At 68.5% G+C, this 16,009-nt stretch carries 15 protein-coding genes; 2 read left to right on the plus strand and 13 right to left on the minus strand.

What is annotated here, in order from left to right:
- The first annotated feature begins 56 nt into the window (after nt 1–56).
- Nucleotides 57–941 carry a transcriptional regulator GcvA gene (locus AP428_RS12680; protein ID WP_054928140.1) on the plus strand — a complete coding sequence of 295 codons (885 nt, stop codon included), beginning with the start codon at nt 57–59 and terminating at the stop codon, nt 939–941.
- A gap of 58 nt (nt 942–999) precedes the next feature.
- Here AP428_RS12680 and AP428_RS12685 read toward each other — a convergent pair whose 3' ends face one another.
- From AP428_RS12685 to flgB, 13 genes are all read right to left on the minus strand, one after another.
- The gene (locus AP428_RS12685) at nt 1,000–2,307 is read right to left on the minus strand and encodes a solute carrier family 23 protein (RefSeq protein ID WP_027807827.1); all 1,308 of its coding nucleotides are present in this window, start codon (nt 2,305–2,307) and stop codon (nt 1,000–1,002) included.
- Between the two features lie 267 nt (nt 2,308–2,574).
- A complete protein-coding gene (flgL, locus tag AP428_RS12690) occupies nt 2,575–3,810 on the minus strand; it encodes a flagellar hook-associated protein FlgL (RefSeq protein ID WP_054928141.1) in 1,236 nt (411 codons plus the stop codon).
- Nucleotides 3,811–3,827: 17 nt separating this feature from the next.
- A complete protein-coding gene (gene flgK, locus AP428_RS12695; RefSeq protein ID WP_054928142.1) occupies nt 3,828–5,759 on the minus strand; it encodes a flagellar hook-associated protein FlgK in 1,932 nt (643 codons plus the stop codon).
- A 193-nt stretch (nt 5,760–5,952) separates the two neighbouring features.
- Nucleotides 5,953–6,708 (minus strand): flagellar brake protein, encoded by a 756-nt coding sequence (locus AP428_RS12700; protein WP_006477567.1) that lies wholly within the window; start codon nt 6,706–6,708, stop codon nt 5,953–5,955.
- 221 nt (nt 6,709–6,929) lie between these two features.
- On the minus strand, nt 6,930–7,913 hold the full coding sequence (gene flgJ, locus AP428_RS12705) for a flagellar assembly peptidoglycan hydrolase FlgJ (protein WP_054928143.1): 984 nt from the start codon (nt 7,911–7,913) through the stop codon (nt 6,930–6,932).
- Nucleotides 7,914–9,089: a flagellar basal body P-ring protein FlgI gene (locus AP428_RS12710; protein ID WP_054928156.1), complete on the minus strand. Its 1,176-nt coding sequence runs from the start codon at nt 9,087–9,089 to the stop codon at nt 7,914–7,916. It abuts the gene before it with no gap.
- Between the two features lie 5 nt (nt 9,090–9,094).
- Nucleotides 9,095–9,784, minus strand: a complete 690-nt coding sequence (gene flgH, locus AP428_RS12715; protein WP_054928144.1) for a flagellar basal body L-ring protein FlgH — start codon at nt 9,782–9,784, stop codon at nt 9,095–9,097.
- Nucleotides 9,785–9,805: 21 nt separating this feature from the next.
- The gene (flgG, locus tag AP428_RS12720; protein ID WP_006477564.1) at nt 9,806–10,594 is read right to left on the minus strand and encodes a flagellar basal-body rod protein FlgG; all 789 of its coding nucleotides are present in this window, start codon (nt 10,592–10,594) and stop codon (nt 9,806–9,808) included.
- Nucleotides 10,595–10,628: 34 nt separating this feature from the next.
- Complete coding sequence (flgF, locus tag AP428_RS12725) at nt 10,629–11,387, minus strand: flagellar basal-body rod protein FlgF (RefSeq protein ID WP_006477563.1); 759 nt, start codon at nt 11,385–11,387, stop codon at nt 10,629–10,631.
- A gap of 19 nt (nt 11,388–11,406) precedes the next feature.
- Complete coding sequence (flgE, locus tag AP428_RS12730; protein WP_006477562.1) at nt 11,407–12,648, minus strand: flagellar hook protein FlgE; 1,242 nt, start codon at nt 12,646–12,648, stop codon at nt 11,407–11,409.
- Nucleotides 12,649–12,675: 27 nt separating this feature from the next.
- A complete protein-coding gene (gene flgD / locus AP428_RS12735; protein WP_006477561.1) occupies nt 12,676–13,422 on the minus strand; it encodes a flagellar hook assembly protein FlgD in 747 nt (248 codons plus the stop codon).
- Between the two features lie 59 nt (nt 13,423–13,481).
- A complete protein-coding gene (flgC, locus tag AP428_RS12740) occupies nt 13,482–13,907 on the minus strand; it encodes a flagellar basal body rod protein FlgC (RefSeq protein WP_006477560.1) in 426 nt (141 codons plus the stop codon).
- A 51-nt stretch (nt 13,908–13,958) separates the two neighbouring features.
- On the minus strand, nt 13,959–14,447 hold the full coding sequence (gene flgB, locus AP428_RS12745; RefSeq protein ID WP_027807823.1) for a flagellar basal body rod protein FlgB: 489 nt from the start codon (nt 14,445–14,447) through the stop codon (nt 13,959–13,961).
- 204 nt (nt 14,448–14,651) lie between these two features.
- Here flgB and flgA point away from each other — a divergent pair, with 204 nt between their 5' ends.
- Nucleotides 14,652–15,896, plus strand: coding sequence for a flagellar basal body P-ring formation chaperone FlgA (gene flgA / locus AP428_RS12750; protein WP_054928145.1), 1,245 nt, complete (start codon nt 14,652–14,654; stop codon nt 15,894–15,896).
- Nucleotides 15,897–16,009 lie beyond the last annotated feature (113 nt).

The raw sequence follows: 16,009 nt of genomic DNA on the forward strand, positions 1-16,009 counted from the left end.
CAGGATTCCGGCAAAACGATTTTATCGGCGCGCCCTTGTGATCTAGAATCACAAGCATGGCACGCGATCTCCCGCCCTTTTCCGCGCTTCGGGCCTTTGAAGCCGCGGCACGACATGAAAGCTTCAGCGCCGCCGGCGACGAGCTGCATGTGACTCACGGTGCCATCAGCCGGCAGATCGCCGGGTTCGAGGCGTGGCTCGGCAAGCCGGTGTTTCACCGCTACGGCAAGCGCGTGAAGCTCACCGACGAAGGCCGCCGCTACCTGGACACCGTGCGCGCGGCCTTCGACAGCATCGCGCACGCCACCGAACAGTTGCGCAACACCGGCGCGGCGCGCGTGCTGCGCATCAACGCGCTGCCGACCTTCGCGATGAAATGGCTGCTGCCGCGCCTGTCGCGGTTCCAGCGCGACGTGCCGAACGTCGAGCTGAAGCTGTCGACGTCGAACGCGCCGCTCGACACGCTGAACGGCTTCGACGTCGCGATCCGCCGCGGCCCCGGCCACTGGCCGAACTGCACGAGCGGCCACTTCCTCGACGAAAGCGTGATTCCGGTGTGCAGCCCGGCGCTGCTCAAGCGCGCGCCGATCACGCGCGCGGACGATCTCGCGCGGCACGTGCTGCTGCATTCGGATACGCGGCCGGAAGGCTGGCGCGACTGGTTCGCGGCGGCCGGCGTGACGATGAAGGGGCGCAAGCGGCAGTCGTTCGATCACTTCTACCTGGCGCTGCAGGCGGCCGTCGACGGGCTCGGCGTCGCGCTCGGCCCGCTGCCGCTGATCGACGACGAGCTCGCGAGCGGGCGCCTGGTGATGCCGCTCGACGGGCCGCGCATCGCGACGCGCAGCTACTGGTGGATCGCGCCGGGTGCGCCGGCCGACGATCCGCTCGTCGCGCAGTTCTGCGCGTGGCTGCAGGGGCAGTCGAATACCGGCGCGTGAGGTGAGCACAACGGCGGTATGCACAACGACGGGCGGCATTGCACCGCCCGCGCCCGAATCAGACCACCGGCCCCGGTTCCTTCTCCTTGCGCAGGATCGCGTACAGGATGATCGCGCCGAACGTCGCGGTGCCGATCCCGCCGAGCCCGAAGCCGCCGATCTTCAGCGAGAAGTCGCCGGCGCCGAGCACCAGCGTGACGGCCGCGACGATCAGGTTGCGGTTGTCGGAGAAGTCGACCTTGTTGACGACCCAGATCCGCGCGCCCGTCACCGCGATCAGCCCGAACACCACGATCGACACGCCGCCGAGCACCGGGCCCGGAATCGTCTGGATCACCGCGCCGAACTTCGGCGAGAAGCCCAGCCCGATCGCGATCAGCGCGGCGACCGCGAACACCAGCGTCGAATAGATCCGCGTGACGGCCATCACGCCGATGTTCTCCGCGTAGGTGGTCACGCCCGTGCCGCCGACGCTGCCCGAGACGATCGTCGCGAGCCCGTCGCCGATGAACGCGCGGCCGACGTAGCGGTCGAGGTTGGTGCCCGTCATCGCGCTGACGGCCTTGATGTGGCCGAGGTTCTCCGCAACGAGGATCACCGCGATCGGCGCGAGCATCAGCATCGCGTGCGGATCGAACACCGGCGCGCGAAAGCTCGGCACGCCGAACCACGCGGCCTGCGCGACGATCGCGAAATCGATCGGCTTGCCGAGGCCCATTCCGTTGGTCGCGATCGCGTAGATCACGTACGCGATCACGAGCCCGACGAGGATCAAGAGGCGCTGCATCATTCCGCGCGCGAACACCGCGACACCGCCGACGCACAGCACCGTGACGAGCGCCATCACCGATTCGAAGGTCGAGCCCGACACGCCCTTGACCGCGATCGGCGCGAGGTTCAGCCCGATCACCGCGACCACCGCGCCGGTCACGACGGGCGGCATCAGCGTCTCGATCCAGCGCGTGCCGATCGCCTGCACCAGCGCGCCGAGCGCGACGTACACGACGCCGCACGCGACGATCCCGCCGAGCGCGACCGGAATGTTCGGGTTCGGGCCGCTGCCGCCGTAGCCCGTCACCGCGATCACCAGACCGATGAACGCGAAGCTCGAGCCGAGGTAGCTCGGCACGCGGCCGCCGACCAGCACGAAGAACAGCAGCGTGCCGATGCCCGACATGAAGATGCACAGGTTCGGGTCGAAGCCCATCAGCAGCGGCGCGAGCACGGTCGAACCGAACATCGCGACGACGTGCTGCACACCCATCGCGATCATCTGCGGCCACGCGAGGCGCTCGTCGGGGCCGACCACGCGCGAGGCCGCGCCGGTCGGCTGGACCCGCCAGCGCGGGAAGTAGGAATCGGACATGGGGAAAGCGCTCCTGTCGGTCGTCGGTCGCCGGCTGCCAGGGATGCGCCGGTCTGGAATCTGGCGCGAGTTTACGGAGCGGAATGGGGGCTGGCAAGCGAGCCGGTATGCGCGGCCGGCCAAACGAGGAAGCGGCAGCCCGCATGAGAGAACCGGTGCGCGACCGCGCGGCCCGGTGAAGCGCCCGTCCGCGCACGATGCACGGGCGGCGGCGGGCGCCGACAGCGAAGTAAGCGTGCGCTCACCTCGCCGCCGGCGCGTCGTGCATCACGGATTGATGTACTGGAACAGCGACAGGTTCTGCAACTGCGCGTAGGCCTTCTGCGACCCCGTCAGCGCGTTCTGCATCTGCAGGAACTGGCTGATCGTCGCGACCATGTTGGTGCTCGTCAGGTCGGCCAGGTCGCTGCTGACCTGCAGCGTGTTGGTCTGGTTCACGGCCTGCATCGCCTTGATTTCCTGCTCGCGGCCGCCGACCGACGCCTGCACCGTGAGGACGTTCGTCATCATGTTGTTCAGCTTGGTCGTGCCGGTGGTCATCGCGTTCGCGAGCGCGGTCGCGGCGGTCGTGTTGCTGCTGATCGGCACCTTCAGCGCGGCGATCATCGTGTCGAGCGCCGCGAACACGTCGGTGCCGGCCTGCGGCGCGGGCGTGACCGTGAACGTGTCGCCCGGCGCCGGCTTGCCCGACACGGGCACCGACAGGCCGTTGCCGAGCGCGATCCCGGCGCCGTCCGAATACGGTTGCGCGGTCGTCGTGGTCGGCGGCACGACGGTGTTGTCGGTCACCGTGTAGGTCGGCGCGGCGGCCGTGCCGCCGAACGCGATCGTGAACTGGTGCGCGTTGGACGCGGCCGACGGGCTCGTGATCGTCACGCCGCCGATCGTGCCCGTGCCGGTGTTGGCCGCGCCGGCGAGCGGCACCGGCTGGCTGCCGAGCATCGGCACCGACAGGAACACGTTCGCGCCGTTGTCGCCCTGCGCGATCGAGCGCGTGTCGGCGATCTGCACCTGGCGCGAGCCGGTGTCGCCGCTGTAGGTCACGCCGCCGCCCGGCGCGTTCGAGAACGGCGCGGTGGCCGACTGGAAGCCCGCGAACAGGTAATTGCCCGAGCCGTCCGTCGAATTCGCGAGCGTCATCAACTGGTCGCGATAGCCCTGCAACTGCGTCGACAACGCCGAACGATCGCTGTCCGACAGCGAGCCGTCGCCGGCCTGGATCACGACGGTGTGAATGCTGTTGAGCAGGTTGTTGACGCTGATGAGCGTCTGGTCTTCCTTCTGCAGCGACGACAGCGCGGCGTTCTGGTTCGACGCGTACTGCGACAGCGTCGCCGACGTCATCGACAGCTGCACGGCCTGCGCCGCGCCGAGCGGGTTGTCGGCCGGCGTCGCGAGGCTCACGCCGCTCGAGATCTGCTGGTACAGCTGCGAGAGCTGCGCCTGCTGGTCGCTCATCTGGGCGACGTTCATCTGGTAGAACTGCGCAGTGGAAATCCGCATCGCTTCGATCCCCGAAATCAGTTGAACAGGCCGAGCACGGTCTGGAACAGCGTCGACGCGGTCTGGATCACCTTCGCGTTCGCCTGGTAGAGCTGCTGGTACTGCATCAGGTTGGCCGCTTCCTCGTTCTGGTTCACGCCCGACACCGACTGCTGCGCCTGCGTGATCTGGCCGACCAGCGCGGTCTGCGCGGCGCTCGACGATTTCAGCTGGCTCGCCGTGTTGCCGATGCCGTTCACGTAGTTCGCGTACGCGCCCGTCAGCGTGGCCGAGCCGTTGCCGAATGACTTCGAGTTGACGAGCTTCGACAGCGCGAGCGCGTTGCTGCCGTCGTTCGTGCCGCCCGTGTTCGGCGCGACCTTGAACGTGTCGCCCACCGCCGGCGTGCCCGACACCGTCACCGTGACGCCCGCCGTCAGCGTGATCGGCGAGCCGGACTGGTACGGCTGCGCGGCGCTGGTCGTCGGCGGCACGGCCGTGTTGTCGGTGACCGTGTAGGTCGGCGCGGCCGTGGTGCCGCCCATCGTGATCGTGTAGTTGTGCGCGTTGGCCGCGGCCGTCGCGCTCGTGACCGACAGCCCGCCGATCGTGCCGTTGCCGGTGTTGGTCGTCGTGGCCGACGGCACGTACGGCGCGGCCGCCGCGATCGCGGAGCCGTTCGACGTCGCGAGGCCGAAGCCGTTCAGCGCGCCGCGCGTCGGCTGCACGGTGAACTTGTCGCCGGCGCTCATCGAGCCGGACGAGAACGAGAAGTTCAGCCCGCCGATCGAGGCCGGCATCGACGTCGACGTACCGACCACCGTGCCGGTCGCACGGTCGGTCAGCGTGTAGTTCGTGCCGTCGTACGCGAGCGTGTAGTCGCTGGTGGTCGGCTGCGCGGCGTTCACGAACGACACGGACAGCGCCGCGTTGCCGGTATTGCCCTGGTTCGCGTAGGTGATCGGCGCGCCGGTCGAAAACAGGTTGCCGCCGACCTTGCCCGACAGGTCGATGCCGAGCGCGTTCTGCGCGTTGACCTGCGCGGCGAAGCTGGTCGCGATCGCGCCGAGCTGCGCTTCGGCCGGATCAAGCGTCTGGCTGCGGAACGCGAGCAGGCCGCCCAGCGTGCCGCCCGACAGCGACGCGTCGGACAGGAACTGGTTCGGCCCCTGCGGGTTCGCGCCGGCGATGCCCTGCGACACGACGGTCAGCTCGCTCGGATCGGACGGCGACGTGACGGTCGCGAGCTGATAGCTCTTGTCCGCGACGACGAGCGGCGTGCCGCCCGACATGAACACGCTGTAGCCGTCGCTGTTGCGCACCACCTGCACGCCCGCGAGATTCGACAGGTTCGACACCGCGAGGTCGCGCTGGTCCATCAGCTGGTTCGGCGGCTGGCCCTGGCTGCTCGCCGACGCGATCTGCTGGTTCAGTTGCGCGATCTGCGCGGTGTACGCGTTGATCTGCGTGACGGTGCTGGTGAGCTGCGTGTTCACGCTCTGGCGCAGCGCGTCGTACTGCTGGCCGGCCGCCGTGATCTGGTTCGCGAGCGTCTGCGCATTGCTCATCGCGGTTTGCCGCACCGACGAATCGGACGCGCTGTTCGCGACGTTCTGCATCCCGGTGAAGTAGCTCGTGATCGCGGTCGAGATGCCGGCCGTCGGGCTGCCGATGTAGTTGTTCAGCTGCGTGACGAGCGAGTACCACGTCGACAGCGCGCCGCCCTGCGTCTGCGCGCCGTTCAGCTGGTCGCTCAGGTACTGGCTGTACTGCCGCTGCACGGTGACGGTGTTCACGCCCTGCGGCATGTAGCCGCTGCTGGTGTACTGCCCGCTTGCCTCGGCATAGACGGGGCGTTCGACCGAATAGCCGGGCGTCGCCGCGTTGCTGATGTTCTGGCCGGTCGTCGTGAGGCCCCAGAGCGCGGCATTCAGGCCGCTGACACCGAGGTTCATGAGTGAGTTGGACATGCGCGATCCTGATGAGCCGGCCGCGCTGCGGCCGCCGGGTTGCGTGACTCCCGGTATAACGGCCGCGGATCGAAAAAATTGAGGAAAAAATGCACGCGCGGCGCACGGGTGTGCGTCGCCGTTCGAAGCGGCCGGCGAGGAGCGCCGGCGGCGCTGCGCGGGCGGCCCGGACGGGGCCCGCGCCGGGTGCGCGTCAGGCCCGCGCGAGCGAGCGGCGCTTCATTTCGAGCTGGGTGATCAGCCGCTGCAGCGTATTCTCCGCGCTGCCCGGCAGCGACATGTAGCGGAAGCCGAGCTGGTAGCGGCGCGACCCGTTCGGCATCTGCGTCGAACGTTGCGACACCAGCTGCAGGTCGAGCGACAGCTTGCCGTGGCCGGTCAGCTCGAGCTCGACGTCCGGCAGCAGCGTGCCGACCTCGAGCGCCTCGACGCGCTCGTCGGCCGTGCGCAGCCCCACGCCGCCGAGCGACAGGTTGTGCACCTCGAACAGGAAGCTCTCGCCGTCCGGCAGCTTGCCGCGGCACAGGAACGGATCGACGATCGGCGCGTCCACGCGGAAATATTCGCGGCGCTGGATGCAGACCAGCACGTCGGGGAAATCGGCGACGAACGCGGGCAGCCCCTCGTAGCGCGTCTCGCGCGGCGTGCCCGTGGTGAATTCGACGCGCACGCCTTCCGGCGAAGCCGCGAACGTGCAGTGCGACGCGCCGAGGATGCCGGCGTTCTGCTCGGACAGCGCGCCCCAGTCGAACGTGAACGTCCGCGCGCCGACGTCGACCTCGAGCAGACGCGTGACGAGCTGGCCGCCAGGGTACTGCACGGTCAGGAAATCGCCGCGATTCACCAGGTTGCGCAGCTGCACGCCGATTTCCAGCGGATTGCGGCGGGCATAGTCGGGCCCGGAGTGGCCTGCATCCAGGCTGGGGTCCGTCGACGTTTCGATATTCATGGCTAGCCGGTCTTTCTTGTCATGGGCGCCCGGGGCAACCGGTGCGCAATAAAACCGGGCCAGAACGGGGGCCCGGTCGCAGGTCTCTCACACTTAGCGGCAGTGCTGACCGAAAGTTTAGATCGAAACGGCGATTTATTTCGCGCAAACGTTGAAACCGCGCGCGGCAAGGTGCCGGGCGCGGTCCGAAGGGGGGGGCGAACCGGTGGCGGGCGGGCCCGTCAGCCGATCTGCTGCATGATCGAGATCAGCTTCTTCGCGTAATTCGGGTCGGTTGCGTAACCGGCCTTCTGCATGCCGTGCGCGAAGCCCTCGACGCTGCGGCTCGCGCTCAGCACGCCCGCGTAGCGCGGGTTGTTCTTCAGCAGGTTCGCGTAATCGGTCATCGCGTGCTCGTACGAGTCGTACGCGCGGAACTTCGCGACCACGCGGCGCGGCGTGCCGTTCACGTATTCGGTGGTCAGCGCCGACACGGTGCGGCCGGTCCAGCCCTTGTTCGCCTTGATGCCGAACACGTTGTAGCTGGTCGAGCCGTCCGCCGCGCGGATCTCGCGCTTGCCCCAGCCCGATTCGAGCGCGGCCTGGCCGACGATGAAGCGCGCCGGGATGCCGGTCGTCGCGCTGGCCGCCTGCGCGGGGGCCGCGAGCCGGTCGACGAACGCGTCCGCGTCCTGCACGCCGCTCGCGCCCTTGACCGGCGGCGTCAGCGCGCTGCCGGCCGAATAGCCGCGCGCACCGGCGAGCCCGCCGTTGTTCGCCGCGTTCGCATAGGCCTTCGCCATCGCGTTCATCGCGGCGAGGCTGCCTTCGTTGCCGGCCGTGCCGAGGCCGCCGGCGCCCATGCCGCCCGCGCCCACATCCGCCGCCGTATCGCTGCCCGCGCCGGCGCCCGCATTGCGCAGCAACTGCTTCATCAGCGCGTCGGCGACGCCGATCCCGCGCGTCGACATCTGCTGCGCGAGCTGCTGGTCAAGCATCGACGTGTACATCTTCGACGTATGCGAATCGAACAGCCCGCCGTCGGGCGACGCGTCGCGCATGCTCTTGAGCATCATCTGCGTGAACATCGCGTCGAACTGGCCGGCCACCGCCTTCGCGCCGGCCTGCGGCGACTGCTTCGCCTGCGCGCGCAGCGCGTCGAAACCCTGCACGTCGAGCGCGAAGCGCTGCGTGAGGTCGTTTGCGTTGGGGAGCGTGGCTGCCATTTAGATCACCTCGAGGTCGGCGCGCAGCGCGCCGGCCGCCTTCATCGCCTGCAGGATCGACATCAGGTCCGCGGGCGTCGCGCCGAGCGTGTTCAGCGCCTTCACGACGTCGGCGAGATTCGCGCCGGCCGTCACCATCTTCAGCGCGCCGTTGTCCTGCTTCAACTGGATCTGCGACTGCTGCGCGACCACCGTCTGCCCGTTCGAGAACGGCCCCGGCTGCGACACCACCGGCTGCGTGTTGACGACGACCGACAGGTTGCCGTGCGCGACCGCGCAGCTCTGCAGCGTGACCATCTGGTTCATCACGATCGAGCCGGTGCGCGCGTTCAGGATCACCTTCGCGGCGGCCTTGTCCGGGCTCACGTCGAGGTTCTGCAGCCGCGCCATGAACGCGACCTGCTGCGCCGAATCGGCCGGCGCCGCGAGCTGGATCGTGCGGCCGTCGAGCGCCGTCGCGGTGCCCGGGCCGAAACTCGAGTTGACCGCGGACACGATGCGCTGCGCGGTGCCGTAGTCCATGTCGTTCAGTTGCAGTTGCAGCACGCCGTTCATCTGCGCGATCGCGTTCGGCACCGCGCGCTCGACGATCGCGCCGCCGACGATCCGGCCGGCCGCGAGCTGGTTCACCTGCACGCGGCTGCCGTTCGCGCTGGCGCCCGCGCCGCCGACGGCCATGTTGCCCTGCGCGAGCGCGTACACCTGCCCGTCCGCGCCCTTCAGCGGCGTGAGCAGCAGCGTGCCGCCGCGCAGGCTCTTCGCGTTGCCGAGCGACGACACGGTCACGTCGAGCGCCTCGCCCGGCCGCGCGAACGGCGGCAGCGTGGCCGTCACCATCACGGCCGCGACGTTCTTCAGCTGCATGTTGTTCAGCGACGACGGGCCGCCGTTGGCCGAACCGTTGTTGATCGAGATGCCGAGGTTCGCGAGCATGTTCGCGAGCGTCTGCGTAGTGAACGGCGTCTGCATCGTCTGGTCGCCCGTGCCGTCGAGACCGACGACGAGGCCATAGCCGATCAGCGGGTTGTCGCGCACGCCCTGGATCTGCGCGAGATCCTTCAGGCGTTCCGCGTGCGCGGGCGCGGCGCCGAGCACGCAGGCGGCCATCACGAAGGCGGCAAACCGCGCGACGGCGAGTGCACGAAACGACAGGCGACGGAAAAGAGGCAGCTGCATCGTCATCACCACGGCGCGATGTTGAGGAAGAAGCGCTGCAGCCAGCCCATCGTCTCGGCTTCGTTGATGTAGCCCTTCGACGAGTATTCGATCTTCGCGTCGGCGACCTGCGTCGAGTAAACCGAGTTCGCACCCGAGATCGTGTTCGGATTGACGACCCCCGAGAAACGCACGAATTCGTTGCCCTGATTGATCAGCATCTGCTTCTCGCCGCTGACCACGAGGTTGCCGTTCGGCAGCACGTTGGTGACGGTCACCGTGATCGTGCCGTTGAACGTGTTCGCCGCGCTCGCGCCGCCGGTGGCCGCGAACTTGTTCGCGCCGGTCGCCGACAGGTTCGCCTTCGCGAACAGCCCGCCGAGGAAGCCGGCGGTCGGCACGTTGAAGTCGGTGTTGCCCTGCCGGTTCGTGTTCGCGCCCGACGACTTGGTCGCGTTGATGTTCTCCGCGATCATGATCGTCAGGATGTCGCCGATGTTGCGCGGGCGCTGATCCTCGAACAGCGGCCGCCCCGCGTAGCCGGGGTTGTAGATCGAGCCGGGCGCCTGCATCGACATCGGCATCGGCGGCTGCGCCGTCATCGGCTGCTGGATGATCGGATCGCGCGGAATCTGCGCGCAACCGGCGAGCGCCGCCACCGCGACCGCGCAGGCGGCGCGGACGGTGGCTGACGAGGAAAGGCGAACCTGCTTCATGGCTGCGACGGGACGTTCCGGTTAGCTCTTCATCTGCGTGACGGTCTGCAGCATCTGGTCGGACGTCGTCACGGCCTTGCTGTTGATCTCGTAGGCACGCTGCGTCTGGATCATGTTGACGAGTTCCTGCACGACGTTCACGTTCGACGCCTCGACGTAGCCCTGGTTGAGCACGCCCGCGCCGTTCAGCCCCGGCTGCGACACGTTCGGCGCGCCCGACGACGTCGTTTCCGCGAACAGGTTCTCGCCCTTCGCCTCGAGGCCGGTCGGGTTGATGAAGGTCGCGATCTGCAGCGAGCCGATCTGCACCGCGTTGCTCGAACCCGGCTGCGTGACCGACACGACGCCGTCCTTGCCGATCGTCAGCGACTGCGCGTTCTGCGGCACGGTGATCGCCGGCAGCACCTGGTAGCCGCTCGACGTGACGAGCTGGCCCTGCGCGTTGGTCTGGAACGAGCCGTCGCGGGTGTACGCGTTGGTGCCGTCCGGCATCAGCACCTGGAAGAAGCCCGCGCCGTTGATCGCGACGTCCTTCGAGTTGCCGGTCTGCGTGAGGCCGCCCTGCGTGTACAGGCGCTCGGTCGCGACCTGCTGCACGCCGGTGCCGAGCTGCAGGCCCGACGGCAGCTCGGTCTGCTGCGTCGAGTTCGCGCCGGGCTGGCGGATGGTCTGGTACAGCAGATCCTCGAACACCGCGCGCGACGCCTTGAAGCCGTTCGTGCTGGTGTTCGCGAGGTTGTTCGAAATCACGTCCATCTGCGCCTGCTGCGCATTCATGCCGGTGGCGGCGATGTAGAGCGAACGATTCATTTGTCGATTCTCCTGCGTAAGCTGGCGCGGGCGCTCAGCTGAAGTTGAGCAACTGGTTCGCCGTCTGCTCGTTCTGGTCGGCCGTCTGGATCAGCTTCGACTGCAGCTGGAATGCGCGCGCGTTGTCGATCATCGCGACCATCGCGGTCACCGGGTTCACGTTGCTGCCTTCGAGCGAATTCGGCGTGACGACCACGTTCGGGTCGACGTCGGCCGGATTGCCGTCGGCGGTGCGGAACAACCCGTCGTTGCCGCGCGTGAGCGTGGCCGCATCGGGATTGACGAGCTTCATCTGGTCGACGATCGCGACCGCGGTCGGCGGGTCGCCCGGCATCAGCGCGGACACCGTGCCGTCCTTGCCGATCGTCACTTCCGCGTTCGGCGGCACCGAGATCGGGCCGCCGTTGCCGATCACCGGCAGGTTGCTCGCGTTGACGAGCTGGCCGTTCTCGTCGACGTGCAGGTTGCCGGCGCGCGTGTACGCCTCGCTGCCGTCGGCCGTCTGCACCGACAGCCAGCCCGGGCCCTGCACGGCGACGTCCAGCGGATTGCCGGTGCGCGTGATCGGACCCGGCGCGTAATCGGCGCCGGGCGTCGACGCGAGCACGTAGGTGCGCGTCGTCGTCGGGTCGATGTTGCTGCCGTCGCCGAAATTCATCGGCACCGCGCGATACGTCGCGAGCTGCGCGCGAAAGCCGGTCGTCGACGCGTTCGCGAGGTTGTTCGCGACGATCGCCTGCTGGTCGAGCGACTGCGACGCGCCCGTCATCGCCGTATAGATCAGTCGGTCCATGGCTGCCGGTTATCCGCGCTTACAGGTTGATGAGCGTCTGGTCGACGGTCTGCTGCGTCTTGATCGTCTGCGCGTTCGCCTGGTAGTTGCGCTGCGCGGTGATCAGGTTGACGAGCTGCGACGTCAGGTCGACGTTCGAGTTCTCGAGCGCGCTGCCCTGCAGCGTGCCGTGGTTCGTGCTGCCCGGGGCCGACACCTGCGGCACGCCCGATGCGGCCGATTCCGCATACTGGTTGCCGCCGAGGTTCACCAGCCCGTTCGGGTTGTTGAAGTTCGCGAGCGCGATCTGGCCGAGCACGGCGGTCTGCCCGTTCGAGTAGTTGCCGGTCAGCTTGCCGTCGGTGCCGATCGAATAGGTGGTGAGCGTGCCGCTCGCGTAGCCGTCCTGCGCGAGGTTGTTCACGCCGTCCTTGCCGCCGTACTGCGTCGTGCCGGTCAGGTCGAGCGTGAGATTCTGCGGCGTCGCCGAGCCGTCGGTGTTCGGCACGGTGAACTGGAACTGGCCGAGCGACGCGGTCGGCGTGGCCGGCGTGCCCGTCGTCGTGCTCTTGATCGCGCCCGACGTATCGAACGTGATCGTGCCGAGATCGTTCGTCGCGCCGCCCTGCACGCCCGCGTACGCTTCCCACGTGCCGGCCGCCGACTTCACGAAGTACATGTTGACCGCCTGCGAACCGCCGAGCGAGTCGTACACCTGGATCGACGTCGAGTAGTTGTACGTCGTGGTGTCGGCCGCGTTGAACGGCGTCTTGGCCGGCACCGTGTCCTGCGAGTTCAGGTTGAACTGGCCGGTGATCTTGGTCGTCGCGGTCGGCGCGATGTTGGTGGTCGGCGCCTGCAGCGGCACGGTCTGCGCGGTGTTGAGCACGCCGTTCTTGTCGGCCATGTAACCCATCAGGTTCATGCCCTGCGCGTTGACGATGTAGCCGTTCTTGTCGCGCTGGAACGTGCCGTCGCGCGAGTACGTCGTCACGCCGTTGTTCGACATCTGGAAGAAACCATTGCCGTTGATCGCGACGTCGAGCGACGAGTTCGTCGTGTTGATCGTGCCCTGGCCGAACTGCTGCTGCACCGAGTTCAGCGTCGTGCCGATGCCGATCTGCGTGTTGACCGACGTCGCGACCGAGTTCGCGTACATGTCGGCGAACTGCGCGGTGCTCGACTTGAAGCCGACCGTGTTCGCGTTCGCGATGTTGTTGCCGATCACGTCGAGCGCGTTCGATGCGCCCGAGAGGCCGCTCAGACCCTGTTGATAACCCATTTCGTTCTCCGTTACAGGAAAGCTCGATCAGTTGGTGGTGGTGTCGCCGGACGAGGACGACTTCGTGTTCGGGAAGATCGACGCAACCTGGGTGAGCCCCACCGTCGTGCCGTTCGACAGCACGAGCCCCGCGGTGCCGTCCGCCTGCTTGACCACGCTCTGCACCTGCGCGGCCGCGAGCGTCGTGGCCGCCTGCGGCGTGCCGGCGCTGTTGGTGTACGACGCGCTGACCGTATACGTGCCGTCCGGCAGCGCGTTGCCGGCCGCGTCGGTCGGGGTCCAGTTGAACGGCACGGTGCCGGCCGACTGCGCGCCCGCGTTGATCGTGTTCACGACGGCGCCCGCCGAGTTCTTCACGGTGATCGTCAGGTTCGACACCGAGCTCGCGAGCGACACGCCGAACGGCGACGCCGCGCCGCTCTTCACCGCGACCGAGTTGCCCGGCGCGAGCACGTTCGTGCCGATCAGCAGCGCGGCCTGCGTCTGCTGGCCAGCCGCGAGCTGCGTCGACAGCGACGTGAGCGACGTGTTCAGTTGCGCGATGCCGCTCACCGTGTTGATCTGCGCGAGCTGCGACGTCATCTGCGAGCTGTCCACCGGGCTGGTCGGGTCCTGGTTCTGCAGCTGCGTGACGAGCAGTTTCAGGAACGTCGCCTGCAGGTCGCTCGCCGACGTGCCGTTGGTCGACGACACGTTGTTGGTGTTCATCGTGTCGGTCGGCAGCGTCGACACGCTGGTGCCGTTGCTGCCGATCGTCGTGTTGGAGGAAGTCATCCTGTTGGCCTTCTGTCGGAACTGTCGGTGTCGGGTCGGTCAGGTCGGCGGCGCGCGGCTTACGAGCCGATCGTCAGCGTCTTGAGCATCAGCGTCTTCGCGGTGTTCAGCGTCTCGACGTTGGCCTGGTACGAGCGCGATGCCGAGATCATGTTCACCATCTCCTGTACCGGGTCGACGTTCGGCATCTGTACGTAGCCGTTCGCGTCGGCGGCCGGGTTCGCCGGGTCGTAGGTCGATTTCATCGGCGACGGGTCGTCCATCACCTTGGTCACGCGCACGCCGCCCACGCCCTGGCCGGACGCGGTACGTGCGCCGCCCAGCGGGTCGGTCGCGAACACGACCTGCTTGGCCTTGTACGGCTTGCCGTCGGGGCCGGTCGCGCTGTCGGCGTTCGCGAGGTTCGACGCGGTGACGTTCAGGCGCTGCGATTGCGCGGACAGCGCCGAACCGGCGACGCCGAAGATGTTCATCAACGAAGGCATGGAGGCTCCTTGTGTTCGAGTCCGGATTCGGAAGCGGCGCTTACGAGTTCGTTACGAGTTCGTCGTGATCGCGGCGATCATCGCCTTGATCTGCTGGGTCATCACGGTCATCCCGGTTTCGTAGTGCAGCGCGTTGTTCGCGAACTGCACGCGCTCGACGTCGAGATCGACCGTGTTGCCGTCGAGCGACGGCTGCAGCGGCATCCGGTATTGCGCGCGGCCGTAGTCGTCCGCCGGGCCGCCGGTCGGGATCAGCTTCGCGGTGCCGGCCATGTGGCCCGCCGCCGTCGACACCATCGACATGCCGCTCGTCACGCCGGCCGGCTGCGTCATCGGCAGTTGCGCGGCGTTGCTCGGCGCCAGGCCGCCGCTCGTCTGCTTCAGCGAGCGCGCGAGCGTCGACGCGAAATCGACGTCGCGGGCCTGGTAGCCGGGCGTGTCGGCGTTCGCGATGTTCGACGACAGCAGTTCCTGCCGGTAGGCGCGCACGTCGAGCGCCTGTCGGCCGAACGCGAATTCCGCATCGAGTTTGTCCAGCATGTGTGCGTCTCTCCGTATGAAGCGCTGCACGCCCCTCGCACCGGATGGCGACCCGAGAGGCTTTTTTCCATGACAGCGATGGTAGGCGCGGGACGCAACCGGCAATCGGACGAATAACGCGGCAAAGGCCCCCTCTATTCATCGTTTGCGCGACGCCCCGGCTCCCTAGAATGCGAAGCGGATCAACGGATCGAGGACACGGCGATGACGGGCGACGCACTTCGCGACAGGAACGGGCGGCTCACGCACGTCCGGCGCGCGTTCGCGCTCGCCGCGGCGCTGTGGATCGCCGCGCCTGCCGCCCATGCGGACGACGGGATGATCGTGATTCCCGGACGCGGCGAGACGGCCGAAACCGCGCTCGCGCACGCCAATGCGGCGAGCGGCGGGCAGTTCGGCGGGAATGCGGGCGTCGCTTCGGCTTCGGCCTCAGGCCTGCAGCGCGCGGTTGGCGGGGCGAGCGCCGCGACCGGCAGCGACTACGCGGCGCAACCGGCCAGCCAGATGGTCGTGACGAGCGTTCCGCCGCCGGCCGCTGCGCCGGCTCCCGCAACGGTCCCCGTCTACGCAGCCGCCCGCGCGAACGCCGGGTACGGCGCGACGCCGCGCGCGGCCGACCCGGCCGCGATCGCGATGGTCGTCGCCGGCACCGCCGAGCCTGCATCGAATCCCGCGCGGCCGGCGCCGCAAGCGGCCGCAGCCGCCCGCCTGGCGGCGGCTCGTGCCGCATCAGCCGCAACGGCGCCGCGCACGGCGGCCGCTTCGGCCCGGCCGGCTCCGGCTACCGTCGCGGCCCAACCCACGGCCCAGCCCGCGACGCCGCCCGGCCAGCAAGACCCCGAAACGATCCGGCGCGCGGCGCTCGCGTTCCTGCAGCAGCAGATCGCCGGCCTGCCCGGCAAGACCACCGCGACGGTCACGACCGCCTTTCCGCGCGGGCTCGCCGCGTGCACGACGCTCGAACCGTTCCTGCCGACCGGCGCGCGCCTGTGGGGCCGCACGACGGTCGGCGTGCGCTGCGCCGGCGAGCGGCCGTGGACCGTCTACCTGCAGGCGAAGGTCGCCGTGCAGGCCACCTATTACGTCGCCGCGCGCCAGATCGCGCCCGGCGAGCCGCTCTCCGCAGCCGACCTGGTCGCACGCGACGGCGACCTGACGGTCATGCCGCTCGCGGTGATCACCGATCCGGCGCAGGCGATCGGCGCAACCGCGCTCGCGCGCATCTCGGCCGGGCTGCCGCTGCGGCAGGACATGCTGAAGAGCGCGGCGTCGGTGTCGGCCGGCCAGACGGTACGGGTCGTCGCGGCCGGCCCCGGCTTCACGATTTCGGCCGAAGGCAGCGTGCTCGCGAATGCGGCGCCGGGCCAGTCGGTACGGGTGCGGATGGCGGCCGGGCAGATCGTCACGGCGATCGTCAAGGACGCCGGCACCGTGGAAATTCCGCTGTAGGGACGGATCTGCCGCAAGAATGTAAAGAATTGTTTATTCGGAGCATTTCGGGCTCGCGATGCTAAAGTTCGGGCCGACCCGGCCGTTATCTGGGTCAAACCGTACAGGAAACC

Source organism: Burkholderia sp. E168m22 (assembly GCF_001319805.1).
GTDB lineage: Bacteria > Pseudomonadota > Gammaproteobacteria > Burkholderiales > Burkholderiaceae > Burkholderia > Burkholderia orbicola.